Here is a 22,224-nt window from a genome sequence, read left to right on the forward strand (position 1 = left end):
CGATGATTATTACCTCGATTCTGGGAAATACTTACGACGATCCCGCGTTTATTCCCGCAGGTATCCACCGCGAGGTGGTGTGGCTTGACGATCAGGCGCGCACCAAGCGCACCCAGCGTCTGCGCACCGACCACGGCACCGAGGTGGGGCTGCGCCTGCCCGCGGGCCACCCCGACCTGCGCGACGGCGACGTGCTGCTGAAAGAGGAGGGCAACGCGATCGTCGTGAAGGCACAGGCCAGCGATGTGCTGGTGATGAGCCCGCGCGGTATCGGGGAGATGGGCCGGGTGGCGCACGCCCTGGGCAACCGGCACCTGCCCGCGCAGTTTGAGGGCGAGCAGATGATCGTGCAATGGGATTCCACGGTGGTGGATTTTCTGGAACACCACGGGGTGCCCTACCGGCGCGAGGAGCGCGTGATGCCGGTGCCCTTCCGCCACGCCGAGCACACCCACTGATGATGGGCCTGAACTCCCGCCTGGCGCTCATGCAGATGGCGGACTCCGCCCTGCCCACCGGGGCTTTTAGTCATTCCCTGGGCTTTGAGAGTTACGTGGACTCCGGGGAGATCGGCGGCCCGGAGGAGTTCGGGGCCTGGTTGGAGATGTTCGTGCGCGCCCAATTGACCGCCACGGAGGCCGTGATCGTGCGGGAGGTGTATCGCCTGAGCGAGCCGGTGGATATGGCGGAGGTGATTGACCTCGACGATCTCGCCACCGCCGCCACCCTGCCCGCCGAGGTGCGCCGCGCCGGAATCACGATGGGCACCCGCTTGCTGAGCCTCGCCGCGCAATCGGACCCCGGCCCCTGGCTGAGCCCCTACGCCCAAGCGGTAGAGGAGGGGCGCGCCTATGGGCAGCAGTCGGTGACCTGGGGGCTGGCCTGTCGCCAGTGGGGTATACCCGAGGAGGAGGCCGTGGCGGTGCACCTGCACGCCACGGTCATATCCCTCACCCAGAACGCCGTGCGCGGGGTGCCCCTGGGCCAGGACGCCGGGCAGCGGATCATCGCCAGCGCGCGGGATTGGGTGGCCCGCGCGGTGGCAGAGTCAGCGGGACTCACCCGCGAGGATCTTGGCGCCATGCCGCCGGGGCTAGAAATCGCCCAGATGAAGCACGAGGCGCAGCGCGCCCGCATGTTTATGAGTTAGAAGGAGAAAATCATGGCAGATAATGTTCAAAACGCCCCGGTGCGCATTGGCATCGGAGGACCGGTGGGTGCCGGTAAAACGCAACTGGTGGAGCGCATCACCCGCGCCCTGGCCGGGGAACTCTCGATGGCGGCCATCACCAATGACATCTACACCATCGAGGACGCCAAGATCCTGGCCCGCAATAGCGTGCTGGACCCCGAGCGCATCGTGGGCATTGAGACCGGCGGTTGCCCGCACACCGCTATCCGCGAGGACCCCTCCATGAATGAGGCCGCCGTGAGGCAACTCCAAGAGAAGTTCCCGGATCTTGACCTCGTGTTCATCGAATCGGGCGGAGATAACCTCTCGGCCACGTTCTCCCCGGAGCTGGTGGACTTTTCCATCTACATCATCGACGTAGCCCAGGGGGAGAAGATTCCCCGCAAGGCGGGCCAGGGCATGATTAAATCCGATCTTTTCTTGATTAATAAAACGGACCTGGCCCCCTACGTGGGGGCGAACCTGGACGTCATGGTGGCCGATGCCCGCGAGTTCCGCCGCGATAAGCCCTTCGCGCTCACCAATCTGCGCACCGATGAGGGCCTGGATACGGTGCTGGACTGGATCAGGCATGAGGTGCTCATGCTGGACCTGCGCTAGGGAGTGGGGCCGCCGTGACGTCGATAAGCCACACCGGAGAGCTGGACCTTGGCGTGGCGCTGCGCCCCGGCGCCGAGGGGCAGCGCAGCGTGGCCACCCGCCAGTACCATCGCGGGGCGCTCAGCGTCATGCGGCCACATTACCTGGATGAATCCGGGCAGGTGATGTACACGGTGCTCAACCCCGGTGGTGGCTTCCTGGGCGGCGATTCCTACCGCCTGGGCATTGAGGTGGAACAAGGAGCCTCCCTGCTGCTGAGCACCCAATCAGCCACCAAGGTCTACCGCAGCCCCCAAGGCCCCGCCACCCAGGAGATGAACGTGCGCCTGGCCCGGGGAGCGGTGCTGGAATACGTGCCTGACCAGCTCATCATGTACCGGCAGGGGCGCTACCGCCAGCGCACCACGGTGGACATGCACCCCGAGTCCAGCCTGCTGCTCACCGACATCGTGACCCCCGGCTGGGCACCCGACGGCTCGGAGTTCGGCTGGGAGGAACTGAGCCTGTGCACTGAAGTGCGCTGTAGCGGGCGCAGGCTGGCGGTGGATCACCTGCGCCTGCTGCCCGGCGAGGGGGTGACCGGGCTGGGTTACATGGAGGGCTATACGCATGCCGGCACGCTCATGGCTATCGACGCCCACCTGGCCCCTTCTTTTCTCGAAGAGATCGCGGCCCTGGTGCGTGAGGATTCCTCGGGGGCACGCAGCGGAATCAGCCGCCTGGTGGAGGGGCCGGGGCTGCCAACCGGAATAGTGATTCGCACCCTGGCCCACAGCACCGGGCAGATCCGCGAGCTTCACGCCGCCGTGAGCGCTTGCTTGCGCGCGCACCTGCGCGGCCAGGGCCCCATAGAGATGAGGAAGTACCAATGAGAGCGGTTTTGACTTCCCTGGCGCAGATATACCTGGTGCCTTCCTGGATGACGGGGCTGGTGATTGCCGTGGCCCTGGCCCTGGTGTCGCCGGTGCTGGCTGCCGGGGCTGTGCTCGGGGCGGCGGTGGGGTGTGGGTTGGGTTTGTTGTTTCTGCGATGTTCGGCCTGCTCGGCGCGCTTGGCTCAGGTGCGCGAGGGACTGTGGGGCTATAACGGCGCGCTCATCGGGGCGCTGGTGACCGCCCGCTGCGGGCTGAGTCTGCCCGGCTTGGGGTGGCTGCTGCTGGGGGTGTGCTGCGCGGTGGGTCTGCAATGGTTGCTGGAAGGCGTTGTAGGAAGGGCTGGTTTGCCGGTGCTCACCGCGCCCTTCTGCGCGGTGGGTATGGTCTATGCCCTGGTGCTGCCGCCTGCCGGTGCTTCTGAGGGCGCCGTCGGCGGCGTACTCGGCGGCGTGGCCTCCGCCTTCGCCCAGGTGAGCCTGGGCTCCGGGTGGCTTCCCGGCCTGCTCATTCTCCTCGGTCTCGCCCTGGGCTCGTGGCGCGCCGCCGCCTGGGGGCTTGGTGGGGCGGCGGTCTCGGTGGTCTGCCTGCTCGCTATCCCGCTGGCGGAGTTCCACACCGGGGTGTGGAGTTACTGCGCCCTGCTGGCGGCCATCGCCGTGGGAGCCACTTTCACCCCTCCCCAGGGGCGCGGTGGTGGGAATCACCGTGTAATCCCCGCCACCGCCGCCGTTGCCTTGGCCCTGCTCATTCAGGCGGCCATGACCCTGGCGGGCTGGCCGGTGCTCACGTGGCCCTTCGTGCTGGCTACCTGGGTGGTATTGGCTGTGCAAGGATTACGGCATGGTCGATGATCTGGGTATGCGGGCCACGCGCTCACGTGCCCGCTATTGGAGCCTGGGGCTGCTCGCGGCGCTATGCGTGGCGGTGGCCCTGGGGATTGCATTGGGCTCGGTGGTGCTCAGCCCCGAAACCCTCTACACCGTGCTCAGCGGCGGTGGAACCGGGGCGCAGGCCACGATCGTGTGGCAGGTGCGGCTGCCCAGGGTGCTCCTGGGCCTCGTGGTGGGTGCGGGTCTGGGTGCCTGCGGTGCGGCCCTTCAGGCGATGGTGCGCAATGACCTCGCTGATCCGCAACTTTTGGGCATCAACGCGGGTGCCTCCTGCGGTGCAGCGCTGGCGATCTTGCTGGGCTTTGGGGTGGGGTGGATGGAACACGCCCTGCAAGTGATGGCCTTTCTCGGCGCTCTGGCGGCGGGGTTGGTGGTTTATGCCACCGCGCGCGCCGGGGGTGCTTTAACAGCGCTGCGCCTGGTGCTCTCCGGGGTGGCGGTGGGTTACGCGCTCTCCGCGCTCACGAGCTTTCTCATCATGGCGGTGGGCAACACCGAGGGCACTCGCTCGGTGATGTTCTGGTTGCTCGGCTCCCTGGGATTGGCGCAGGGGAACTCGCCGCTGGCGGTGGCCGTGGTGGTCACCCTCGTGGTAGTGGCGCTGCTGACGCTCAACGCCCGCCAACTCGACGCCCTGGCTATCGGGGATACCACCGCGCACGCCGTGGGCTATTCCCCGCACCGCCTGCGCGCCTGGCTGCTCGTGCTGGTGGCGGCGTGCGTGGGGGTGCTGGTGGCGGCGTCGGGAAGCATCGGATTCGTGGGGCTGGTGGTGCCGCACCTGGCCCGGCGCGCGGTGGGATCGGCCCATCGTTACGTGGTGCCGATCTCCGCGCTGATGGGGGCGGTGCTGGTGGTGAGCGCGGACATTCTGGCCCGCATGGTGCTTTCACCCAGGGAGATTCCCGTGGGAGTGATTACCGCGATGATCGGCGCGCCCTTCCTGTGGAGCGTTATTCGTAAAGGCAGCGCGGCCTACTAGGGCGCGCGGAAAATGGATAGAGGAGGAGAGATGATGGATTTTCTTCGCATAGGGCTTTGCACGGTACGACGCCCCGCGCGCACGGTGGTGGCAGTGGGCACCGTGGCGCTGAGCCTGGGTTTGAGTGCCTGCGCCGGGGGCGGGACACAGACGCAGGAGGCCGCCGAGGCGGGTGGGAACTATCCCGTGACCGTGCATAACTGCGGGCAGGACGTCACCTTTACCGCCCCGCCCAGCAACGCCCTGCTGCTCGATAGCGCCCCGGTATCCACGCTGAGCGCCCTGGGTGTGCTGGGCAGCGTGAGCGCTCGCGCCGGGGCTTACCCCGAGCAGTACTACACCGCGCAGGAGAACGAGCAACTGGCCGCCATGAACTCGCTGACCGATCAGGTGGACGGCACCGGCCACATTCAACTTTCCAAGGATGTGGTGCTCGCCCAGGGGGCCGATGCCGTATTCGGGCACCTGGACAACGTGGATCGGGAATCGCTGGATAAAGCGGGAATCCCGGAGGTGATCGAGCCGATCTTCTGCCACTCCCGCACCACGCCCGCCAGCATGGAGGACGTGTATGAGCAGGTGAATCTCTACGGCGAGATTTACGGGGTCACGGATAAGTCCGAGCAGGTCAACGAGGGTTTGCGCGAGCGCGTGGCGGCCGCCACCGAGCGCGCCCAGGCCGATACTCGCCCGGATAAGCCCACCACCGCTGCCGTGCTCTATCCCACCGTGGGCGGGGGAGCCACCTTCGCCTATGGGCAGCGCTCTATGGCCACGCCTCAGTTGGAGGCCGCGGGCATGAGCAACGTCTTTGGGGATATGGCCGAGCGCGTCGCGGAGATCAACGTGGAAGAACTCATCCGCCGAGACCCGGACGTGATCGTGCTTCTCCACAGCACCGGTGACCCAGCCCAGGTGGCCGAGGCTCTGAAAGAACTGCCTGGAGCCGATGAACTCAGAGCCGTGCGCGAGGGCAACGTGATGGTGCAGTTGATGAACTACACCGAACCCGGAACCCCCCTGACCGTGCAGGGCCTGGAAAATATCGTGGAGAGGTTCCACCCGTGATAGCCGCCCAGGGGTTGAGCTTTGCCTACGGTACCGACGCCCCGGTGCTCAGCGACGTCTCCCTGCGTACCCACGACGGCGAGGTGCTGGGCATCATCGGCCCCAACGGCAGCGGCAAAAGCACCCTGATAGGCCTGCTTAGCGGCGCGCTTCACCCCACCGGCGGCACCGTGGAGGTAGACGGCGTGCCACTTACCGCGCTGCGTCCCAAGGAAAGGGCGCGGGCCATCGCCGTGGTGGCCCAGGAAAGCGAACTAGCCCTGGGGCTCAGCGCCGCCGAGATGGTGCTTTTGGGCCGCAGCCCCCACCTGCGGGACTTCCAACGCACCGGAGCTATCGACGAAAAGATCGCCGCCACTGCGCTCCACCAGGTAGGGCTCGCGGGCCACGGGCGACGTCGCGTAGCCGAACTCTCTGGCGGACAGCGCCAACGAGTATCCATCGCGCGGGCGTTGGCGGCGCGTGCGCCCTATATCCTGCTTGACGAGCCGATTAACCACCTTGATGTGCGCTATCAGCACGAGGTGATGGCCCTGATTCGGGGATTAGAGGCCACCGTGGTGGTGATTCTGCATGACCTCAACCTGGCGGCCCGCTACTGCGACCGGCTGGTGCTGCTCGACAAAGGGCGTGTGCGGGCCGAGGGAACGCCGGGGGAGGTGCTTGACCCGGCGTTGGTGGGGGAGGTCTATGGGCTGGGGGTGCACCGCGTGGAGATGGGGGATACGGTGCAGTTGCTCTTTGAGCCGGGGGAGGGGAGGGAATAAAAATAACCCCCAACGCCGGACACCGCTTTAAGACGGATACCTTAGAGTGCGAGGGGGAATACGCCGTTAGTGTAGCACGTATGTCCTAGGAGATGGGGCAGGATTAAGAATCTTTTTGAATCTCTCTCCGTACTTGGTGTAGTGCCTCTTTGTAGGTATCGGCTGTGGCGTCGTAGAGACCTGCGGCATATGCCTCAGCGGTCAGGGCGTCAAGCGCTATTCTGCGCTTCTTCCTAGTGCTCTCTTGATAATCCATCACGTCCTGTAAGAGGAGCTTTCGGTGCCTCCCACCAGAAGAGCGGTGGTACGGTAACTCGCCTTTATCAAGGAGCTTAATAAGGGTAGGGCGGCTTATGCCCAGGAAATCGGCGGCTTCTTGGGTGGTTATTTGTTGGTCAATCGGGGCTACGGTGACAGCCTTGCCATTTTCCATGCTCTTGGCGACCATGCTCAGGATGCTAGAGACTTCCGAGGGGAGCGGCATGGTCTCGCCGTCAGAGCTGATTAAGGTGGCTGGTTCGCTAAGGCTCTCAAGGAACGCGCTGAGTTTTTTCATGCCTGTTAGATCGGTGGGAGGGAGCGTTGTATTCATGCGCTGAAGCCTAGCGTGCAAAAACGAAAAAATCGCAAGACATGGCCAAGGGCACTGCCTCACCACCAAGACTCCCACTGTTGCCCTATCCGAACCTACAATGGCCCCCATGACTGACCTCCACGCCTCTTCTGCCCACACCGCCGAATCCGCGCGCTGGTTCGAGCGCGCCTCCAATCTCATCCCCGGCGGCGTCAATTCCCCGGTGCGGGCCTTCGGCTCGGTGGGCGGCCAGGCGCGCTTTATTAAGGAGGCCAAGGGCTCTCGCCTCATCGACGTCGATGGCAATGAGTACGTGGATCTCGTGTGTTCCTGGGGGCCGATGCTCATGGGGAACGCCCTGCCCTCCATCGTGCAGGCGGTGCAGGAGGCCGCTACGCACGGGTTGTCCTTCGGCGCGCCGTCGATAGCTGAGGTGGAGTTGGCACAGACCATCGTGGAGCGTACCGCCGCCGAGCAGGTGCGCCTGGTGAACTCCGGTACGGAGGCCACGATGTCCGCGGTGCGCCTGGCCCGCGGTTATACGGGCCGGGCAAAGATCGTGAAGTTTGAGGGCTGCTATCACGGGCACGTCGATGCGCTGCTGGCCTCGGCGGGTTCCGGGGTGGCCACCTTTGGGCTGCCGGATTCTCCGGGGGTCACGGGAGCCTCGGCGGCCGATACCATCGTGGTTCCTTATAACGATGTGGCAGCGGTGGAGCGGGCCTTTGCCGAGCACCCCGGCGAGATCGCGGCGATTATTTCGGAGGCCGCGGCGGGGAATATGGGCACGGTGGCCCCGGAGCCGGGTTTTAATGCCAAGCTCAAGGAGATTGCCCACGCCAACGGGGCACTGTTGATTCTGGACGAGGTGATGACGGGCTTCCGCACCTCCTATAACGGCTGGTATGGCGTGGATCAGGTGGCCGGTGACCTCGTGACCTTTGGCAAGGTGGTCTCCGGTGGTTTGCCTGCGGCGGCCTTTGGTGGGCGCAGGGACGTGATGGAGCACCTGGCCCCGCTGGGGCCGGTGTATCAGGCGGGCACCCTTTCGGGGAATCCCGTGGCGGTGGCCGCGGGCCTGGCCTCCCTGCGCGCGGCCACCGAGGAGGTCTATGACGCCGTGGGCTCGCATGCTAACCGCCTGGCTGCGCTGCTGCACGAGGCCCTGGAACGCGAGGGGGTGGCGCACCATATCCAGCGCGCCGCCACCATGCTTTCGGTGCGTTTTGCCGAGGGCGAGGGCCGCAATTTCCAGGACATGCAGGCCGCCGATACCTTCCGCTATCCGCCCTTCTTCCACGCGCTTCTCGACGCCGGGGTGTACGCCCCGCCGAGCGTCTTTGAGACGTGGTTTGTGTCCAGCGCGCTGAGCGACGATGATTTTGAGCGGATCGAGCGCGCCCTGATTCCCGCCGCCAAGGCGGCCGCTGCGGCCACGGAAGCTTCTGGGGCTACCGCGTAAGGCAACCCATAAGAGAAAGCACTCCATGAGCACAACCATCGTTCACCTGGTACGCCACGGCGAGGTATATAACCCCGCCAAGATTCTCTATGGCCGTATGCCGGGCTATTACCTTTCCTCGCGCGGCCAGAGCCAGGCGGCGCGCACCGCGCGTTCCTTCGAGGGCCACGATGTGACCTACCTGGCGGCCTCTCCCTTGGAGCGCGCCCAGGAGACCGCCGCCCCGATCTCCCAGATCACCGGCTGCGAGGTACGCACCGAGGAGGGTGTTCTAGAGGCGGGCAATCGCTTTGAGGGGCTGCGTGTGAAGGGGCTGCGCTCTCAGTTGTGGAATCCGGTGCGCTGGCCGCTCATGGTCAATCCCACCCTGCCCAGCTGGGGCGAGCACTACGACGTGATCTTGGAGCGCATGCGGGCCGCCATTGAGCGCGCCCGAGTAGCCGCCGAGGGCCACGAGGCCATCGTGGTGAGCCATCAGTTGCCCATCGTGATGGTGCAGCGCTGGGCGGCGGGCAAGCCCCTGGCCCATAACCCGGCCACGCGACGCTGCGATTTGGCCTCGGTGACCTCCCTCATCTTCCAGGATGAGCAACTGGTGGAGCACCGCTATAGCGAGCCCGCGCAGGAGATTTAGCAATGCCGCAGAGCCGTTTCATGGCGCGCGGTACTGCGCGCATTACCGGGCGCATCACTGGCCGCCGCGCCGCGCTGGCGGCGTCGATAGCCCTTGCTCTCACCGCCGCGGGGTGCAGTGCCGATCAGACCGCCGGGCAAAACGCCGTGAGTCAGGGCGAGGGCTCCTTTTCCTTTTATTCTCCCGGCGGGGCCACGGAGATTTTCTACGAGCAGGCGGAACGCCAGCCGGTGCAGGACTTCTCCGGGGATTCCCTCATGGAGGAGGGTACGCAGATTTCCCTTTCCGATTTTGAGGGCAAAGTGGTGGTGCTCAATTCCTGGGGGCAGTGGTGCGCGCCCTGCCGCTCCGAGGTGGACGATCTAGAGGAAACCCAGGAGGCCATCGAGCCCCTGGACGCCACGATTCTGGGCATTAACGTGCGCGATTATAACCGCCAGATCGCCCAGGACTTCGTCAAAGACAACGGCGTGACCTACCCCTCCCTGTATGACCCACCCTTCCGCACCGCCGCCGCCCTCGGCGGGGTACCGGCTAGCGTCGTGCCCACCACCATCGTGCTCGATCGGGAGCACCGCCCGGCAGCGGTGTTCCTGCGGGCGATCACGGCGGGGGAGCTTATCGACGTCGTGAAGCAGATCGCTCAGGAGTAGCCCGGTGGGAGAGCAACTTGCTGACCTCGTGACCTCCGGCCCGCTGATCCTCGGGGTGCTGGCGGCGGCCCTGGCCGGATTGGTGTCCTTCGCCTCGCCGTGCGTGGTGCCGCTGGTGCCGGGCTATCTTTCCTACCTCGCGGGCACCGTGGGCGGGGAGATGGATTATGCCGGTGAGCACGGCCCCCAGGTGGGCAAGCACCGTCAGTGGGCGGTGGTGTTGGCCTCCGTGCTCTTTGTACTGGGCTTTACGGTGGTGTTTTTGCTGACCACCGTCGCGGTTTTTGGAGCCATCAGTGTGCTCACGGTGCAGGCGGAAACGCTCATGCGCGTTGGCGGGGTGGTCACCATCCTCATGGGCCTGGTGTTCTTGGGCCTGGTGCCGGGCTTGCAGCGCGATACCCGCATGAACCCCAAGCGCTGGACCACCTGGGTGGGAGCGCCCTTGCTCGGCGGTGTCTTTGCCCTGGGGTGGACGCCCTGCCTGGGGCCTACCCTGACGGCAATCATGGCCGTGTCCGCGGGCACCGAGGGCATGACCGCCGCGCGCGGGGTCATCCTCATCATCGGCTATTGCCTGGGCCTGGGCCTGCCCTTCATCGTGCTGGCCCTGGGGTCGGGCGCGGCCCTGCGCGGGGTGGGTTGGCTGCGCCGCCACACCCGGGCCATCCAGATTGCCGGTGGGGTGCTCATGGTGCTCGTCGGCCTGGCCCTGGTGAGCGGCGTATGGGCGGAGTTCATTAACTGGGTGCGGCAGTGGACCGTGGAATACGGCACCACCCTGGTGTAGGCCTGATCGAGGAGGACGCAAAGAGATGATGAAGCACGTGGCGAGGTACCTGCGCCGCGCCTGGAACTGGCTCACCAGCATGCGCACCGCCCTGGTGCTGCTCTTCCTGCTGGCCGTGGCGGCCATTCCCGGTGCTCTGCTGCCGCAGCGCAACCTCAGCATGGCCAATGTGGAGGAGTACCTGGCGGAAAACGGCAAGCTGGCGGAGATATACGACCGCCTTCAGCTCTTTGACGTCTTTAGCTCCACCTGGTTTACCGCCATCTATGTGCTGCTGATGATCTCCCTGGTGGGCTGCATTATTCCGCGCAGCTGGGAGCACTACAAGGCCATGCGCACCGCGCCGGTGCGCCCGCCCAAGCGCCTAGAGCGCATGCCGCTGCACAGCGCGGACGAGGTGGAACTCAGCGCGGACGAGATGGAGCAGAGGGTGCGCGCCAGTTTTCGCCGCTGGCGGCTGGCGGAGTACGGCCCCGCCGAGGACCGCGCGGGCAAGCAGGCCTTTTCCGCCGAGCGCGGTTACGCACACGAGTTCTTTAACCTGCTCTTCCACCTCTCCCTGGTGGCGCTTCTGGTCACGGTGGGGCTGGGCAAATTGGTCTCCTACGAGGGACACGTGATTGTGGTGACGGAATCGGGCTCCAATGACACGGTGGCCCTCGATCAGTCCACGGAGTTCTGCAATACCTCCCCGGCTAACTTCGATTCCTTCCGCGCCGGGCCGCTTTTCGACGGCACGGGGCTCAACCCCTTCTGCTTCCACGCCCACGACTTCACCGCCGATTACCTGCCCAGCGGCCAGGCGGAGATGTTTAGCTCGAATATCTCCTATGCGGAGGGCGAGGCCATCACCCAGGACCCGGCCACCTGGGAGGATTACGAACTCAAGGTGAATCACCCGCTGCGCATGGCTGGGGATCGCCTCTACCTTCAGGGCCACGGTTTTGCCCCCACCTTCACCGTCACCTGGCCCAATGGGGAAAAGCGCACGCAGACCTTGCAGTGGCGTCCTGACGATCCCACCTTCTTCCTCTCCTCCGGGGCCATGCGCTTTGACCCCCCGGCGGGCATGTACCCGGACCTCTACGAGCGCCGCCAGAACCAATTGGCCATTCAGGGGCTCTTTGCCCCCACTGCGCAATGGTCGGGAGAAAACGGGGAGTTGCTTACCTCGGCCTTCCCCACGCTGCGCGATCCTGCCGTGGCTATCGACGTCTACCGGGGCGATAACGGTCTGGATACCGGGGTGGGGCAGAACATCTTTACCCTGGACCCCGCCCTCATCCACGCCGGGCAGCTCCAAAAGATCGACCGCGTGAACCTCAGCCAGGGTCAATCCGTGACCTTGGATGATGGCACCGTGGTGACCTTCGAGGGGGCTAATGAGTACGCCAATTACGTGGTGGCCTCCGACCCCACCCAGGTGTGGGTGCTCGTCTCCGCCGTGGTGATGCTGGGTTCCCTGGTGGCCTCGTTGATGGTGAAGCGCCGCCGCATCTGGGTGCGTATCAGCCCGGCGGCGGGCGGGACTACCCTGGTGGAAATGGCGGGATTGGCGCGCACCGATCGCGCCGGATGGGGTTCGGAGTTTGAGGTACTGCGCCTCCGAATTCTGGATCTACCGGAGGAAAATGACGCCGAGGACGGCGAGGATTAAAGCGCGATGCCTCTGGTAGCGTCTGCTATCAGTGTGCAGGGAAGTTTGTTGAGGAAGAAGCCTAAAAATGTCTGTGAATACCAGCCTGGCGGGGTTGTCCGATAATACCTTTCAGGCCGCGTTTTTGGTGTACGCGGTGGCCTTGGTGGCCTCCTTGTTCTATTACGTGAAAATGCAGCCCATTATTCGCCTGCGTCGCCTGGTTGCGCAGGACCCCAGTGTGAAGAACCCCAGCGAGGGGGATATGACGCTGAGCGAGCGGGAGGAAAAGGCGCGCAAATGGGCCGGAGCTACACAGGCCCTGGTGTGGACGGGCCTCATCCTGCACGTGATCTCCGCGGTCACCCGAGGGCTCTCCGCTGGGCGTTTTCCGCTGGGCAATCTCTACGAGTATGTGCTGATGATCTCGTGCATCACCCTGGTTGTGGCGGCCTTTGTGATACAGCGCCGCGGCCAGCAAGTGGTATGGCCCTGGATTCTCACGCCGCTTTTGGTACTCATGTTCGTGGGGGCCACCAAACTCTATGCGGATTCGGCCCCGGTGGTGCCGGCCCTGCAATCCTATTGGCTGCCGGTGCACGTAACCACGGTCTCCACCGGTGCCTCCATCGGTATCGTCTCCGGCGTGTTCTCCCTGCTGTATCTGCTGCGCGTGGGGCAGGCTCCCGGCAAGGAGGCCGAGGGCGGCATCGCCGGGGTATTTGGTGCGATGGCCCGCCCGCTGCCCACGGCGGACAAGCTCGACGCCATCGCCTATAAGCTCGCCGTGTTCACCCTGCCGATTCTGGGCATGGGCATCATCTTTGGCGCTATCTGGGCGGAGGACGCCTGGACTCGCTTTTGGGGCTGGGACCCCAAGGAGACCTTCTCCTTCATCTCCTGGATTCTCTACGCCGCTTACCTGCACGCCCGCGCCACGGCGGGCTGGAAGGTGGGGGCCGCGTGGGTGAATATCCTGGCGATGAGCACGATGGTGTTCAACCTGCTCTTCATCAACCTGGTGGTCTCGGGGTTGCACTCCTATGCCGGGTTGAACTAAGAAGTACTCGGGGGATAGGGGGCGCCGGGGGAGCGACAGCAGGGGCAGGAGCGGGATACGGGGGCGAGGCCGCATGAGGATTCTTATGTGTGGGAAATTGAACCAAAGTGTTCCAAGAATGGGTGTCAAAGTATTTTCAGGGGGCGGATTCTGGGCGTGGATAGTATTCTGGTCTGGCCAATGAAACACATTTTTCTGTATATCTTCTCCAAAACCTCAGTGGTCTATGTGTGAAAATATGTACATCCTTCTGTTAGGGGTGCTACCTTGGACATTTCTGCTGGGAGGCGGGGTATTTTTCTATAACGAGCGGATCTTCCTACTTTTTGGTATACAGAAAGTGGAAGTGGAAAAAATTGGCTCCAAGTGTCGCTTTCGGTGTAGTGTCTTAGTGCAAGAAAATTAAAATGTGCTCTTGGAATAAAATAAGGTGTGGAAGAGGTGGGTGAGGGCTGTGGCGTTACCTCGGCGTAAGGCTGGCAAGCCAGCCGGCGACGTACCAGAACTATTGGTGCTGGGTACGCAATTGGCGGAGCGGAGACGCCAGCTTGGTCGTTTGCAACAGGACGTTGCTGATGGCGCGGGGGTATCCCGTTCCACTCTGCACGCTATCGAGCACGGCGCCTCGGGGGTGCGATGGGAAAAGGTGGTGGCCGTGGCGCAGGAGTTGCGGCTTTCCATGCAGTTTGTGGAGGATAAATAGGGCTCCGTTACCCTGGTGAGCATGAAGATCCTGGTCACCGGCGGTGCCGGTTTTATCGGCTCCAACTTTGTGCTGGGTGCTCTGGCTGATACCCAGCACTCTTTTATTGTTTTAGACGCCATGACCTACGCGGCGAACCCCGCGAGCCTTCAGGGGGCGCTAGAGGCATACGACGCCACTCGCCTGCGCTTCGTGCGCGGCTCCATCACTCACGAGGACTTGGTGGATTCCCTGGTCTCCCAGGTGGATTTGGTGGTGCACTTTGCCGCCGAATCCCATAATGACCGCTCCCTGCATTCCCCGTTAGACTTCGTGCGCACCAACGTGGAGGGCACGGCGGTGCTGCTCGCGGCGTCGGCACGCTATAAGGTGCGTTTCCACCACGTTTCCACCGATGAGGTCTTTGGGGATCTCGCCTTTGATGATCCCGCTCGCTTCCGCCCTGATACCCCGTATCGCCCCTCCAGCCCGTATTCGGCCTCCAAGGCGGCCAGCGATCACCTGGTGCGGGCCTGGGTGCGCAGCTTTGGCCTAGAGGCCACCATCTCTAATTGCTCCAATAATTACGGGCCGCGCCAGCACCCGGAAAAGTTCATTCCCCGCCAGATTCTCAACCTCCTCGCGGACGAGCCGCCCCGCGTGTACGGCACCGGCCGCAACGTGCGCGATTGGATTCACGTGGAGGATCACAATTCCGCCGTGTGGACCATCATCGAGCGCGGTACCCCAGGGAATACCTACCTCATCGGCGCGGACGGGGAGCACAGCAATATGGAGGTGGTGCGGGAACTCAACGAGATTTTTGGGCGCGACCCCGATGATTTCCTCCACGTGAGCGATCGCCCCGGCCACGACCGCCGCTATGCCATTGACCCCGCCTCCACCCGCGAACTGGGCTGGGAGCCCCGGCACGGGGACTTCCGCGAGGGTCTGTGCGCCACCGTGGAGTGGTACCGGGAGAACCCGCAGTGGTGGGAGGCGGCCTTCGCGGCGTCGGAAAGCGCTTATCGCAAGGGCGAGCGGCAGTTCCCGCACTAGAATGGCGGGCATGTTTGAACCCATAGCAGGTTGTGAGGGCGCGCTGCGCCTGGTGCCCACCGTCCACCCCGACCGCCGCGGGGCCTTCCACGAATGGTTCAAGGCCAGCGAGTTTGAGCAGGCCACGGGGTACCCCCTGGACGTGCAGCAGGCCAATATGTCCACCTCCAAGGCCGGGGTGCTGCGCGGCCTGCACTACGCGGAGGTGCCCCCCGGCCAGGCCAAGTTGGTCACCTGCTCGGCGGGGGCGATCTTCGATGTGCTGGTGGACGTGCGCACCGGTTCCGAGACCTTCGGCCAGTGGGCGGGCTTTGAACTCAGCGAGGAAAACCGCCAGGGGCTCTACATTCCGGCGGGCTTTGCCCACGGCTTCCTGGCGCTGAGCGACGCCACCGTGGTGTACCTGACCACCTCCGAGTACGCCCCCGAGGTGGAGCACGGCATTGACCCCCTCGACCCCGCCATCGGGATTGAGTGGCCTGTGGCAGGCGGCCAGCCGATTCTCTCCTCCAAGGACCAGCAGGCCCCCAGCCTGGCCACGGCCGAAGAGGACGGTCATCTGCCCAGCGCGGAGGAAGCCCGCGCCTACTACACGGAACTGCGCAACGCCTGGGCGGTGGCTAACGAGGAGGCCGGGCTGTGAAGGGCATCATCCTGGCCGGGGGTACCGGCTCGCGCCTGCGGCCCATCACCTACGGGGTATCCAAGCAACTCGTGCCGGTGTACGACAAACCCATGATCTACTACCCCCTGAGCACCCTCATGCTCGCGGGGATCACCGAGATCCTGGTGATTAGCACGCCCGAGGATCGCCCCCAGTTCGAGCGCTTGCTAGGCGATGGCTCCCAATTCGGTATCCAGCTCAGCTTTGCCACCCAGGACGCCCCGCGCGGCCTTGCTGACGCCTTCCGCCTCGGCGCCGAGCACATCGGCACCGACTCCGTGGCCCTGGTGCTGGGCGATAATATCTTCTACGGCGCGGGCCTGGGCACCCAATTGCGCCGCTATACCGAGGTAGAGGGCGGGGCTATCTTCGCCTACTGGGTGGCCAATCCGCAGGCCTATGGCGTGGTTTCCTTTGACGAGCAGGGCAGGGCCACGGCCTTAGAGGAAAAACCGCAGCAGCCGCGCTCACACTTTGCCGTGCCGGGGCTGTACTTCTACGACAACTCCGTGGTGGAGATCGCCCGGAACTTGAAACCCAGCGCGCGCGGGGAATTAGAGATCACGGACGTGAATAACGAGTACCTGCGGCGCGGACAATTGCAGGTGGAGGTGCTGCCGCGCGGCACGGCCTGGCTGGATACCGGCACCGTGGACATGCTCATGGCCGCGGGGGACTTCGTGCGCACCATCGAGCAGCGCCAGGGGCTTAAAATCGGCGCCCCGGAGGAGGTGGCCTGGCGCATGGGCTACATTTCCAGCGAGGACTTAGCGGCGCGCGCCGGGGAACTCCGGGCCTCTGGCTACGGGGAATACCTCATGGAGATCCTGCGGCGCGGGGAGGCGGGGGTTTAGTTTTCGGGAGGTTCGGGTTCTTCCTCTGAGCCTTGAGCGTCCTCCGCAGGCTTCTGTTCGCCGGAACTCTGCTCACTGGGATTCTGTACATCGCGCCGCTGAGTCCGGCGCTGTTCCTCCTGCTGGCGGGCCTCCTCGGCCTGCTCGCGGGCGCGGCGCTCCTTAAACCGCTGCTTGTCGATGTTCCACAGGAAATCGGGATCATCGTCCGGTCCCTTAATCACGGGCTGCTGCGGAACGCGGTTCAGGCGGTTCAAGGCCGTACCGCGATTCCAGGTTTTAGGGCCAAAGGCCTTCCACAGCAGCACCAGCGCGATGATGATGAGAAGAATAAGTATTAGGCGACCCACGTATCATTCCTCCTTGACATTGCCACCATAGTAGCGTGGAGGGGGTGAGTGAAGATCAGTTGCTGCGCAAGAAGGCCAACCGTGCCCTATTGAAATACGGGCTGGCCCGCCTGGGGCTTTTTGTGGTGCTTACGGTGCTCATTCAGTTCCTCGCCTGGCTCATCGGCAGCCCCTTCCCCTTGTTGGTATCCGCCACGGGTGCGCTATTGGTGGCCTTCCCGCTTTCCATGCTCATTTTCCCCCGCATGCGTGTAGAAGCCAATGAGGCCGTAGCTGCTTGGGCACAGCGCCGCCGTGAGCGCAAGGAATGGATTGCTCAGGAGCTATCGGAGCGCTAGGTCTTCCGATTTTTGCTTTGGGTATTTTTGTGGGGCGGCTATTGGTTAGCTAACGATTGCTTCATTGCTTAGTGTGTGAAAGCATGGGCGCTTTTTGATGAACAATTTCCCTGGTAATTCAAACGTGGGGGTTGATTTCCGTGAATTTTAGGCTATACTGATGTTCTTTTTTGTAGTCTGCAATGGAGGTTCATTCTGATGAAGTATCCTGTTAAGCATGGTTCCGTAACTCTATCTGCAATCCTTGCATCGGTTTCGATGGCTGTCACTGTTCCTGCGGCTCAAGCTGGTTCTGACCTTTTCACTCATATTACGTCGGCACAGTGCACTGAAGCTCATAATGCTATCGCTGCTGGTGAGCCGTTGCCGGATCCTTCCTTGTTCCGGTTCCGCGACAGGCCATCCTCTATGGAGGGTGACACTCTCCATGTGTATGTGAGCGATAGGGCGGAGGCTTTGTATGGAAAGGAGATCCGACAAGCCACGCAGGCATGGACGGACGCTTCTGATGGGAAGATTAAGTTCGAGTACCATGATGAGTTGAGTGACGGCGTTGTGGATATCCGTGTGCAGGATAATAATCAGGGTGCTGTAGCGACTGCTGGTGGGCAGGGAACTGAGAGGCCGTATCTTCGCTTGCGGCCAACGATCGGTGCCGAGAGTAGGGTATTTACCATTGCCCATGAGTTGGGCCATCAGATGGGGTTGGCTCATAGCTGTGCAGGTGACATCATGAAATCTGGTGCTACTCGGGGGCCCGTCACACTGCTTCCTACGGCAACGGACGTTGCTGCTGTGATGCAGGGAAATCCTGCTTTTGAATAATCCTTATACCATCAGAATAATATTATTCTGATGGTATAAGGATCCCCACAGTACTGCGACCAAAACACGCTGTGGGGGCGGAAGCATGGAGTGTGGTACCTCCCCCGGTTACTTGTATGTACACACTATGTAATCCTGCCTCAACAGGAAACTCCACGAGTTTTTCATCCAAAGAAAGCGCTCCGATTCCAGGCTCAGAGGAAAAATAATTGAGTCGCACCACCCACTCTCGGTTCAGTAGCGGGCCATCGAGGGGTAATGCTGTTTCTGTCTCGCACTGTTGCCGGGAGATGGTTGTGCGCATTTCATGGAGCTGCGCGGGGAGGAGAGAGCCATCGGATCTGATGACCATGGGTTCGGAGGTTGTTTCCCCCACGGGAGAGGGGATCCCCAGGGCGGCTCCGTAAGCGGAGAGCTTATTATAGGGGTTGGTTACCGGTAGTAGAACTTCCAACGGAAGATCTTGGTTTAGCAATGGAGTATCGTGCCCTTGAAGAGAGGTGCGGAGTCCGTGGAAGAAATCTCGGGCGGGCTGTGTAGCCCATGTCTGGGTGAATGTGATGGTGCTCAGCAGACTAGAGAGTACCCACACGGCCATGGGGGCCTTGGCAGGCAGGGGGAGCCGCGCAGGGAGGGCATAGGCCAGGGCCACAGCGGCGAGCACTGCGACCTCGCTCACGTGGCGCAGAGTTTGGGTGATCTCTAGTGCGGTATCCGGACCCGAGCGCGCCAGGGCCAGTGCCACAAAGGGCAGGAGGGGATAAAGTAGTACCGGAATCCAAGCGGTGGCTCGGCGCAGGGTGAGCGCCAGGAGTGCGCAGCCCGATGCCGCTCCGAGCAGAATGACCGCCGTATCCGGGGCAGCCCAGGGCGGGCCGGGGTGCCAGCGCTCCCAATGCCAGGGGCCGCCGGCCAGGGTGGGCAGCAGGCCCAGCCCATAGCCATGGGTGATAAAGGGCAGGGGGCTGGCGGGGGCGGTGCGCGGGTCGCCCACGCTGAGCGCGTACACGCCGAACCACAGCAGGGTGGGCAGCCACAAATACAGCGCCAGCACCGCCGTGGCCCGGCGATTTTTTTGGCCGGGAAGTTGCCCGCAGCACCACAAAACCAGGAATACGGTGGGGGCGATGAAGAGGGCGCGTTCGCTCAAAAGAGCACCGCCTAGTAGGCTCAGCCCCGCTCTGAGGCTGAGCGCGGCAGCTTGTTTATAGCCCCGGTACGGGTCGCGCGCGGCCTGCATGGCGCGCAGCGCAAAGCCCAGACACAGCGCGAGTGCGATGTGCAGAGGCAGGGTATTCACCGCAGAGGCCAGCCACGTGGAGGTGGTGAGCGTGATGGGGGTGAGCAGATAAAAACCCAGGGGTATAAGGCTGCGGCTCAGTGGCCTATAGGCCCAGGCTACCGACGCCCCCGCCGCCAGGTTTCCCAGCCCCAGCACGGCTACCGCCGCAGGCCAATTGAGCGGGGCGAGGTGGGAGAGCAGCCAGACGATGAGCCAGGAACCAGGCATGAGGTGCCCATCGTGATCCTGGAAGAGCAGCCCTAGATCGGGGAAATTATGTTCCCTGGCCTGGGCGTAGAGGGTGAGATCGTCATAATAAAACCAGCCTTGTGCGGCCACCGCCGTGCGCAGGGCGGTACCCAGGAATAACACGAGGAGCAGGGCTGCGCGGCGCGGCGAAGCGATGAGACGGGTCACGCCGCCACAGTAGCAGGTGGGGACGGACGGTGTGGCCTGCTGTTATCTGCCGCTGAGCGCTGCGATGAACAGCATGATCGGGAGCGAAGCAAAGGTGGTGAGTAACACGGTATCGCGGGCCACGATGGTGCCCTTTTGGAAGGTGGCGGCGTAGTTATACACGTTCTGTGCGGTGGGTAGCGCCGCCAGAATTACCGCGGCGTAGCGCTCTTGGCTCTCCATATCAAAGGCCAGGCTGAGCAGCCAGGCTACCAGGGGCATGCCTACGGTTTTCAGCGTCGTGGCCAGCAGCACGCGCGGGCGATCCTTGGGAGAATCGAGCACGGTGGTGGTGTTCAACGAGGCACCGAAGCTCATGAGAATCATGGGGATAGAAGCCCCACCCAGAATCTCCAGTGGTGCCATGACCGGCTCTGGTACGCTCCATCCATTTAGGCACACCACCAGACCCACTACGGAGGCCAGCACAATGGGGCTGAGCAGGGCTGTGCGGATAGTCGTGGCAGGGGAATGATTCTTATCCTCCGAACCCAGCACCGCTAGCAGCAGGGGCGTGAGCAGCACCATCTGAATCACCAAAATAGGGGCGATGTATGTGGCCGTGCCCAGCACATACATACTTACCGGCAGACCGATGTTATTGGAGTTCACGTAGGAGGCCGAGGCCGCACCCATCGCGGTATCGGCCCGTCCCTGTTCGTCGTAGTGCGGGAGCAGGCGGCTTATGAGGAAGAACACGGCCCCGATGAACAGCGTGGCGAGCAGGCTCACGACAATCACTGGAGAGAACAATGCCTGCGGCTGCGAGGTGGAAACCACCGTGAACAGCAGAGCCGGGGTGGCTGCATAAAAGGCCACGCGGTTAAGCATGAGGCGCGAATCGCCGGGGCTGATGATGCCGGTGCGCCCCAATACGTAACCCACGGCAATCACCACCATGATGATGGCAAAGCCTGTGAGAACACCGATCATCTACGCCGCCTTTCAGGAAAGAACAAAGCCCAGGAACATTAACACGGCCCAGGCCAACATCGCGCGCCCAGTTAGACCCAACACGGGGATGAGTGCCTTCCCCATAGCCCCCTTCCGTACCGGTTGCATGCCGACGACCCCCAGCGGCACCGCCAGCAGCCCCAGCAGCGCCCACCAGGTATTGGTGACCGCTAATAACAAGGACATCGCGAAGGGAACCGTAACAAGAGCACAGAAGAGGCGGCGTGTGGAGGAATCACCAAGTTTGACCGCCAGCGTTATTTTGCCGCTGGCAGAATCGGAGGGAATATCGCGCAGATTATTAGCCAGGTTCACTGCTGCGGAGATGGAACCGATAGCCACCGCACAGGCCAGGCCCACCCAACTGATGGTCCCGGACTGAGTGTATTCGGTGCCTAGCACCGCCACTAGACCAAAGAAGATGAACACGGCCACCTCACCCAGGCCCCGGTAACCATAGGGGCGGGAACCGCCGGTATAAAACCACGCCCCCGCGATGCAGAAGGCCCCAACGAGAATGAGCCACCAACTACTAGCGAGGCTGAGTGCGATGCCCAGCACTCCCGCTGCCCCAAAGGCGAGGAAAGCGGCGCGCTTGACTTTTTGGGGGGCGACCACTCCTGAGCCGGTGAGACGCAGGGTGCCGGAGCGATCCTCGTCTGTCCCCCGGATACCGTCGGAGTAATCGTTGGCGTAATTCACGCCGATGATGAGCGCCCAAGCAACCCCGAGGGCGAGCAGAGCGCGCCACCAGTTAGCAGAATCGCGGAGTGCGGCTGCGCCAGTACCAGAGATAACGGGGGCGAAGGCATTGGCCCAGGTGTGGGGGCGTGCGCCAGCTAGCCATTGGGCGGGAGTGGCAGTGCGGCGCGATTGCGGAGACATTGGCATGGCTTCCATTGTGGCACTGGGGTGGGGCAGGACAGAGTAACATGATTTTTGTCACTACTATCTGTTGTGGAATCACTACGAGGTGGTTATGAACCACACAGTGATGGAGGACTCTGGCTTGATAAAGCGGCAGGCTGTTTCAAGGGGGCGCCGTATTTATGCAGGAGGATGTGGCGGTAGTAATCGGGCAGCGTGGTGTGGGAAATTCGCGCTCTTTGATATTTTGGGTGGGTTGGGTGAGGTATATGCGTTATAGGATGGTGCCGAAACCGTGAATGATGGCGAGGGTATCGCGTAGCTTATTGTGGAAAGTGTTCTCAAACATGGATATGCAGATATTTCGCGCATGGAAATAATGTGTATTCTGATGGTACTGCCAAGATATTCCATGCGATGAAAACTCGCCCTAAATGCGCACCTCATATCTAAGGGGTATCTTTCACAGCTTGTCCCTGAAGAGCAAGCTATTGCTGAGGATTTTGAACGTGGGGGCCGGAGGAACGCATCACTGCCGCACGCACGAAGTGGGGGGCGAGGTTGCGGCACGTCCTTCCAGCCTGGCCCGAACAAAAAATCTCAGAAGAAGCCGCTCAAAAGGCATGAGCGGCTTCATATCATCCAACGGCGCCCTGTTTAGTTGCTTTGATGTTATGTGCTGTACGGGGTTGGTTGGGGGTGGGGGATTT

The 22,224-nt window shown here is 63.0% G+C and carries 25 protein-coding genes; 20 read left to right on the top strand and 5 right to left on the bottom strand.

What is annotated here, in order from left to right:
• Positions 1-2: 2 nt before the first annotated feature.
• From ureE to Clow_RS01815, 8 genes are read left to right on the top strand one after another with little or no spacing between them, the layout of a single operon-like run.
• Positions 3-458 (top strand): urease accessory protein UreE, encoded by a 456-nt coding sequence (ureE, locus tag Clow_RS01780; protein WP_055175415.1) that lies wholly within the window; start codon positions 3-5, stop codon positions 456-458.
• Positions 458-1,150 (top strand): urease accessory protein UreF, encoded by a 693-nt coding sequence (locus Clow_RS01785; RefSeq protein ID WP_055175419.1) that lies wholly within the window; start codon positions 458-460, stop codon positions 1,148-1,150. Before ureE ends, Clow_RS01785 begins: the two co-directional genes overlap by 1 nt.
• Before the next feature lie 12 nt (positions 1,151-1,162).
• Positions 1,163-1,792, top strand: a complete 630-nt coding sequence (ureG, locus tag Clow_RS01790; protein WP_055175422.1) for an urease accessory protein UreG — start codon at positions 1,163-1,165, stop codon at positions 1,790-1,792.
• 14 nt (positions 1,793-1,806) lie between these two features.
• Complete coding sequence (locus tag Clow_RS01795; protein WP_082418464.1) at positions 1,807-2,664, top strand: urease accessory protein UreD; 858 nt, start codon at positions 1,807-1,809, stop codon at positions 2,662-2,664.
• Positions 2,661-3,518, top strand: coding sequence for an urea transporter (locus Clow_RS01800; RefSeq protein WP_055175426.1), 858 nt, complete (start codon positions 2,661-2,663; stop codon positions 3,516-3,518). The genes Clow_RS01795 and Clow_RS01800 overlap by 4 nt, the downstream gene beginning before the upstream one ends.
• On the top strand, positions 3,508-4,539 hold the full coding sequence (locus Clow_RS01805; protein ID WP_055175428.1) for a FecCD family ABC transporter permease: 1,032 nt from the start codon (positions 3,508-3,510) through the stop codon (positions 4,537-4,539). Before Clow_RS01800 ends, Clow_RS01805 begins: the two co-directional genes overlap by 11 nt.
• Before the next feature lie 30 nt (positions 4,540-4,569).
• The gene (locus Clow_RS01810) at positions 4,570-5,607 is read left to right on the top strand and encodes an ABC transporter substrate-binding protein (protein WP_055175431.1); all 1,038 of its coding nucleotides are present in this window, start codon (positions 4,570-4,572) and stop codon (positions 5,605-5,607) included.
• Positions 5,604-6,374, top strand: a complete 771-nt coding sequence (locus Clow_RS01815) for an ABC transporter ATP-binding protein (RefSeq protein WP_055175434.1) — start codon at positions 5,604-5,606, stop codon at positions 6,372-6,374. Before Clow_RS01810 ends, Clow_RS01815 begins: the two co-directional genes overlap by 4 nt.
• Positions 6,375-6,477: 103 nt before the next feature.
• Here the strand turns inward: Clow_RS01815 and Clow_RS01820 are convergent, their stop codons facing one another.
• On the bottom strand, positions 6,478-6,966 hold the full coding sequence (locus Clow_RS01820; RefSeq protein ID WP_055176261.1) for a helix-turn-helix domain-containing protein: 489 nt from the start codon (positions 6,964-6,966) through the stop codon (positions 6,478-6,480).
• 109 nt (positions 6,967-7,075) lie between these two features.
• Between Clow_RS01820 and hemL the strand changes: the two genes are divergently transcribed.
• The 10 genes from hemL (at position 7,076) to rfbA (ending at position 16,442) form a co-directional block, all read left to right on the top strand.
• Positions 7,076-8,410 carry a glutamate-1-semialdehyde 2,1-aminomutase gene (hemL, locus tag Clow_RS01825; RefSeq protein ID WP_055175437.1) on the top strand — a complete coding sequence of 445 codons (1,335 nt, stop codon included), beginning with the start codon at positions 7,076-7,078 and terminating at the stop codon, positions 8,408-8,410.
• 25 nt (positions 8,411-8,435) lie between these two features.
• Positions 8,436-9,044 carry a histidine phosphatase family protein gene (locus Clow_RS01830; RefSeq protein WP_055175440.1) on the top strand — a complete coding sequence of 203 codons (609 nt, stop codon included), beginning with the start codon at positions 8,436-8,438 and terminating at the stop codon, positions 9,042-9,044.
• A gap of 2 nt (positions 9,045-9,046) precedes the next feature.
• Complete coding sequence (locus tag Clow_RS01835) at positions 9,047-9,697, top strand: TlpA disulfide reductase family protein (protein ID WP_245625661.1); 651 nt, start codon at positions 9,047-9,049, stop codon at positions 9,695-9,697.
• 4 nt (positions 9,698-9,701) lie between these two features.
• Positions 9,702-10,487, top strand: a complete 786-nt coding sequence (locus Clow_RS01840; protein WP_055175443.1) for a cytochrome c biogenesis CcdA family protein — start codon at positions 9,702-9,704, stop codon at positions 10,485-10,487.
• A 25-nt stretch (positions 10,488-10,512) separates the two neighbouring features.
• The gene (locus Clow_RS01845) at positions 10,513-12,144 is read left to right on the top strand and encodes a cytochrome c biogenesis protein ResB (RefSeq protein WP_055175445.1); all 1,632 of its coding nucleotides are present in this window, start codon (positions 10,513-10,515) and stop codon (positions 12,142-12,144) included.
• Between the two features lie 67 nt (positions 12,145-12,211).
• Positions 12,212-13,183 (top strand): c-type cytochrome biogenesis protein CcsB, encoded by a 972-nt coding sequence (gene ccsB, locus Clow_RS01850; protein WP_055175448.1) that lies wholly within the window; start codon positions 12,212-12,214, stop codon positions 13,181-13,183.
• 454 nt (positions 13,184-13,637) lie between these two features.
• A complete protein-coding gene (locus Clow_RS01855; protein WP_055176267.1) occupies positions 13,638-13,886 on the top strand; it encodes a helix-turn-helix domain-containing protein in 249 nt (82 codons plus the stop codon).
• Positions 13,887-13,907: 21 nt separating this feature from the next.
• The gene (rfbB, locus tag Clow_RS01860) at positions 13,908-14,924 is read left to right on the top strand and encodes a dTDP-glucose 4,6-dehydratase (RefSeq protein ID WP_055175450.1); all 1,017 of its coding nucleotides are present in this window, start codon (positions 13,908-13,910) and stop codon (positions 14,922-14,924) included.
• Positions 14,925-14,934: 10 nt separating this feature from the next.
• Complete coding sequence (rfbC, locus tag Clow_RS01865; RefSeq protein WP_055175453.1) at positions 14,935-15,567, top strand: dTDP-4-dehydrorhamnose 3,5-epimerase; 633 nt, start codon at positions 14,935-14,937, stop codon at positions 15,565-15,567.
• Entirely contained in the window at positions 15,564-16,442 is an 879-nt protein-coding gene (rfbA, locus tag Clow_RS01870) for a glucose-1-phosphate thymidylyltransferase RfbA (RefSeq protein WP_055175456.1), read from the top strand. The genes rfbC and rfbA overlap by 4 nt, the downstream gene beginning before the upstream one ends.
• Here rfbA and Clow_RS01875 read toward each other — a convergent pair.
• Entirely contained in the window at positions 16,439-16,792 is a 354-nt protein-coding gene (locus Clow_RS01875; RefSeq protein ID WP_055175459.1) for a hypothetical protein, read from the bottom strand. The genes rfbA and Clow_RS01875 overlap by 4 nt on opposite strands.
• Positions 16,793-16,836: 44 nt before the next feature.
• Between Clow_RS01875 and Clow_RS01880 the strand changes: the two genes are divergently transcribed.
• Positions 16,837-17,130, top strand: a complete 294-nt coding sequence (locus Clow_RS01880; protein ID WP_245625662.1) for a DUF4229 domain-containing protein — start codon at positions 16,837-16,839, stop codon at positions 17,128-17,130.
• Between the two features lie 198 nt (positions 17,131-17,328).
• Complete coding sequence (locus Clow_RS11620) at positions 17,329-17,955, top strand: reprolysin-like metallopeptidase (protein ID WP_156334534.1); 627 nt, start codon at positions 17,329-17,331, stop codon at positions 17,953-17,955.
• Positions 17,956-17,977: 22 nt separating this feature from the next.
• Here Clow_RS11620 and Clow_RS01890 read toward each other — a convergent pair whose 3' ends face one another.
• The 3 genes from Clow_RS01890 to Clow_RS01900 are packed head-to-tail and all read right to left on the bottom strand — an operon-like array spanning position 17,978 to position 21,538.
• Positions 17,978-19,654 (bottom strand): hypothetical protein, encoded by a 1,677-nt coding sequence (locus Clow_RS01890; protein ID WP_055175464.1) that lies wholly within the window; start codon positions 19,652-19,654, stop codon positions 17,978-17,980.
• Between the two features lie 42 nt (positions 19,655-19,696).
• Positions 19,697-20,626, bottom strand: coding sequence for an AEC family transporter (locus Clow_RS01895; RefSeq protein ID WP_055175467.1), 930 nt, complete (start codon positions 20,624-20,626; stop codon positions 19,697-19,699).
• A gap of 12 nt (positions 20,627-20,638) precedes the next feature.
• Positions 20,639-21,538 carry a 1,4-dihydroxy-2-naphthoate polyprenyltransferase gene (locus tag Clow_RS01900; RefSeq protein WP_055175469.1) on the bottom strand — a complete coding sequence of 300 codons (900 nt, stop codon included), beginning with the start codon at positions 21,536-21,538 and terminating at the stop codon, positions 20,639-20,641.
• Positions 21,539-22,224 lie beyond the last annotated feature (686 nt).

The sequence above is a fragment of the Corynebacterium lowii genome (genome assembly GCF_001412085.1).
GTDB classification, from domain to species: Bacteria; Actinomycetota; Actinomycetes; order Mycobacteriales; family Mycobacteriaceae; genus Corynebacterium; species Corynebacterium lowii.

Bases quoted from the DNA above. Each gene is read 5' to 3' on its own strand.
- ureE (WP_055175415.1), top strand. From the start codon at position 3: ATGATTATTACCTCGATTCTGGGAAATACTTACGACGATCCCGCGTTT.
- Clow_RS01785 (WP_055175419.1), top strand. From the start codon at position 458: ATGATGGGCCTGAACTCCCGCCTGGCGCTCATGCAGATGGCGGACTCC.
- ureG (WP_055175422.1), top strand. From the start codon at position 1,163: ATGGCAGATAATGTTCAAAACGCCCCGGTGCGCATTGGCATCGGAGGA.
- Clow_RS01800 (WP_055175426.1), top strand. From the start codon at position 2,661: ATGAGAGCGGTTTTGACTTCCCTGGCGCAGATATACCTGGTGCCTTCC.
- Clow_RS01805 (WP_055175428.1), top strand. From the start codon at position 3,508: ATGGTCGATGATCTGGGTATGCGGGCCACGCGCTCACGTGCCCGCTAT.
- Clow_RS01810 (WP_055175431.1), top strand. From the start codon at position 4,570: ATGATGGATTTTCTTCGCATAGGGCTTTGCACGGTACGACGCCCCGCG.
- Clow_RS01820 (WP_055176261.1), bottom strand. From the start codon at position 6,966: ATGAATACAACGCTCCCTCCCACCGATCTAACAGGCATGAAAAAACTC.
- hemL (WP_055175437.1), top strand. From the start codon at position 7,076: ATGACTGACCTCCACGCCTCTTCTGCCCACACCGCCGAATCCGCGCGC.
- Clow_RS01830 (WP_055175440.1), top strand. From the start codon at position 8,436: ATGAGCACAACCATCGTTCACCTGGTACGCCACGGCGAGGTATATAAC.
- Clow_RS01835 (WP_245625661.1), top strand. From the start codon at position 9,047: ATGCCGCAGAGCCGTTTCATGGCGCGCGGTACTGCGCGCATTACCGGG.
- Clow_RS01845 (WP_055175445.1), top strand. From the start codon at position 10,513: ATGATGAAGCACGTGGCGAGGTACCTGCGCCGCGCCTGGAACTGGCTC.
- ccsB (WP_055175448.1), top strand. From the start codon at position 12,212: ATGTCTGTGAATACCAGCCTGGCGGGGTTGTCCGATAATACCTTTCAG.
- rfbB (WP_055175450.1), top strand. From the start codon at position 13,908: ATGAAGATCCTGGTCACCGGCGGTGCCGGTTTTATCGGCTCCAACTTT.
- rfbC (WP_055175453.1), top strand. From the start codon at position 14,935: ATGTTTGAACCCATAGCAGGTTGTGAGGGCGCGCTGCGCCTGGTGCCC.
- Clow_RS11620 (WP_156334534.1), top strand. From the start codon at position 17,329: ATGAAGTATCCTGTTAAGCATGGTTCCGTAACTCTATCTGCAATCCTT.
- Clow_RS01895 (WP_055175467.1), bottom strand. From the start codon at position 20,626: ATGATCGGTGTTCTCACAGGCTTTGCCATCATCATGGTGGTGATTGCC.
- Clow_RS01900 (WP_055175469.1), bottom strand. From the start codon at position 21,538: ATGCCAATGTCTCCGCAATCGCGCCGCACTGCCACTCCCGCCCAATGG.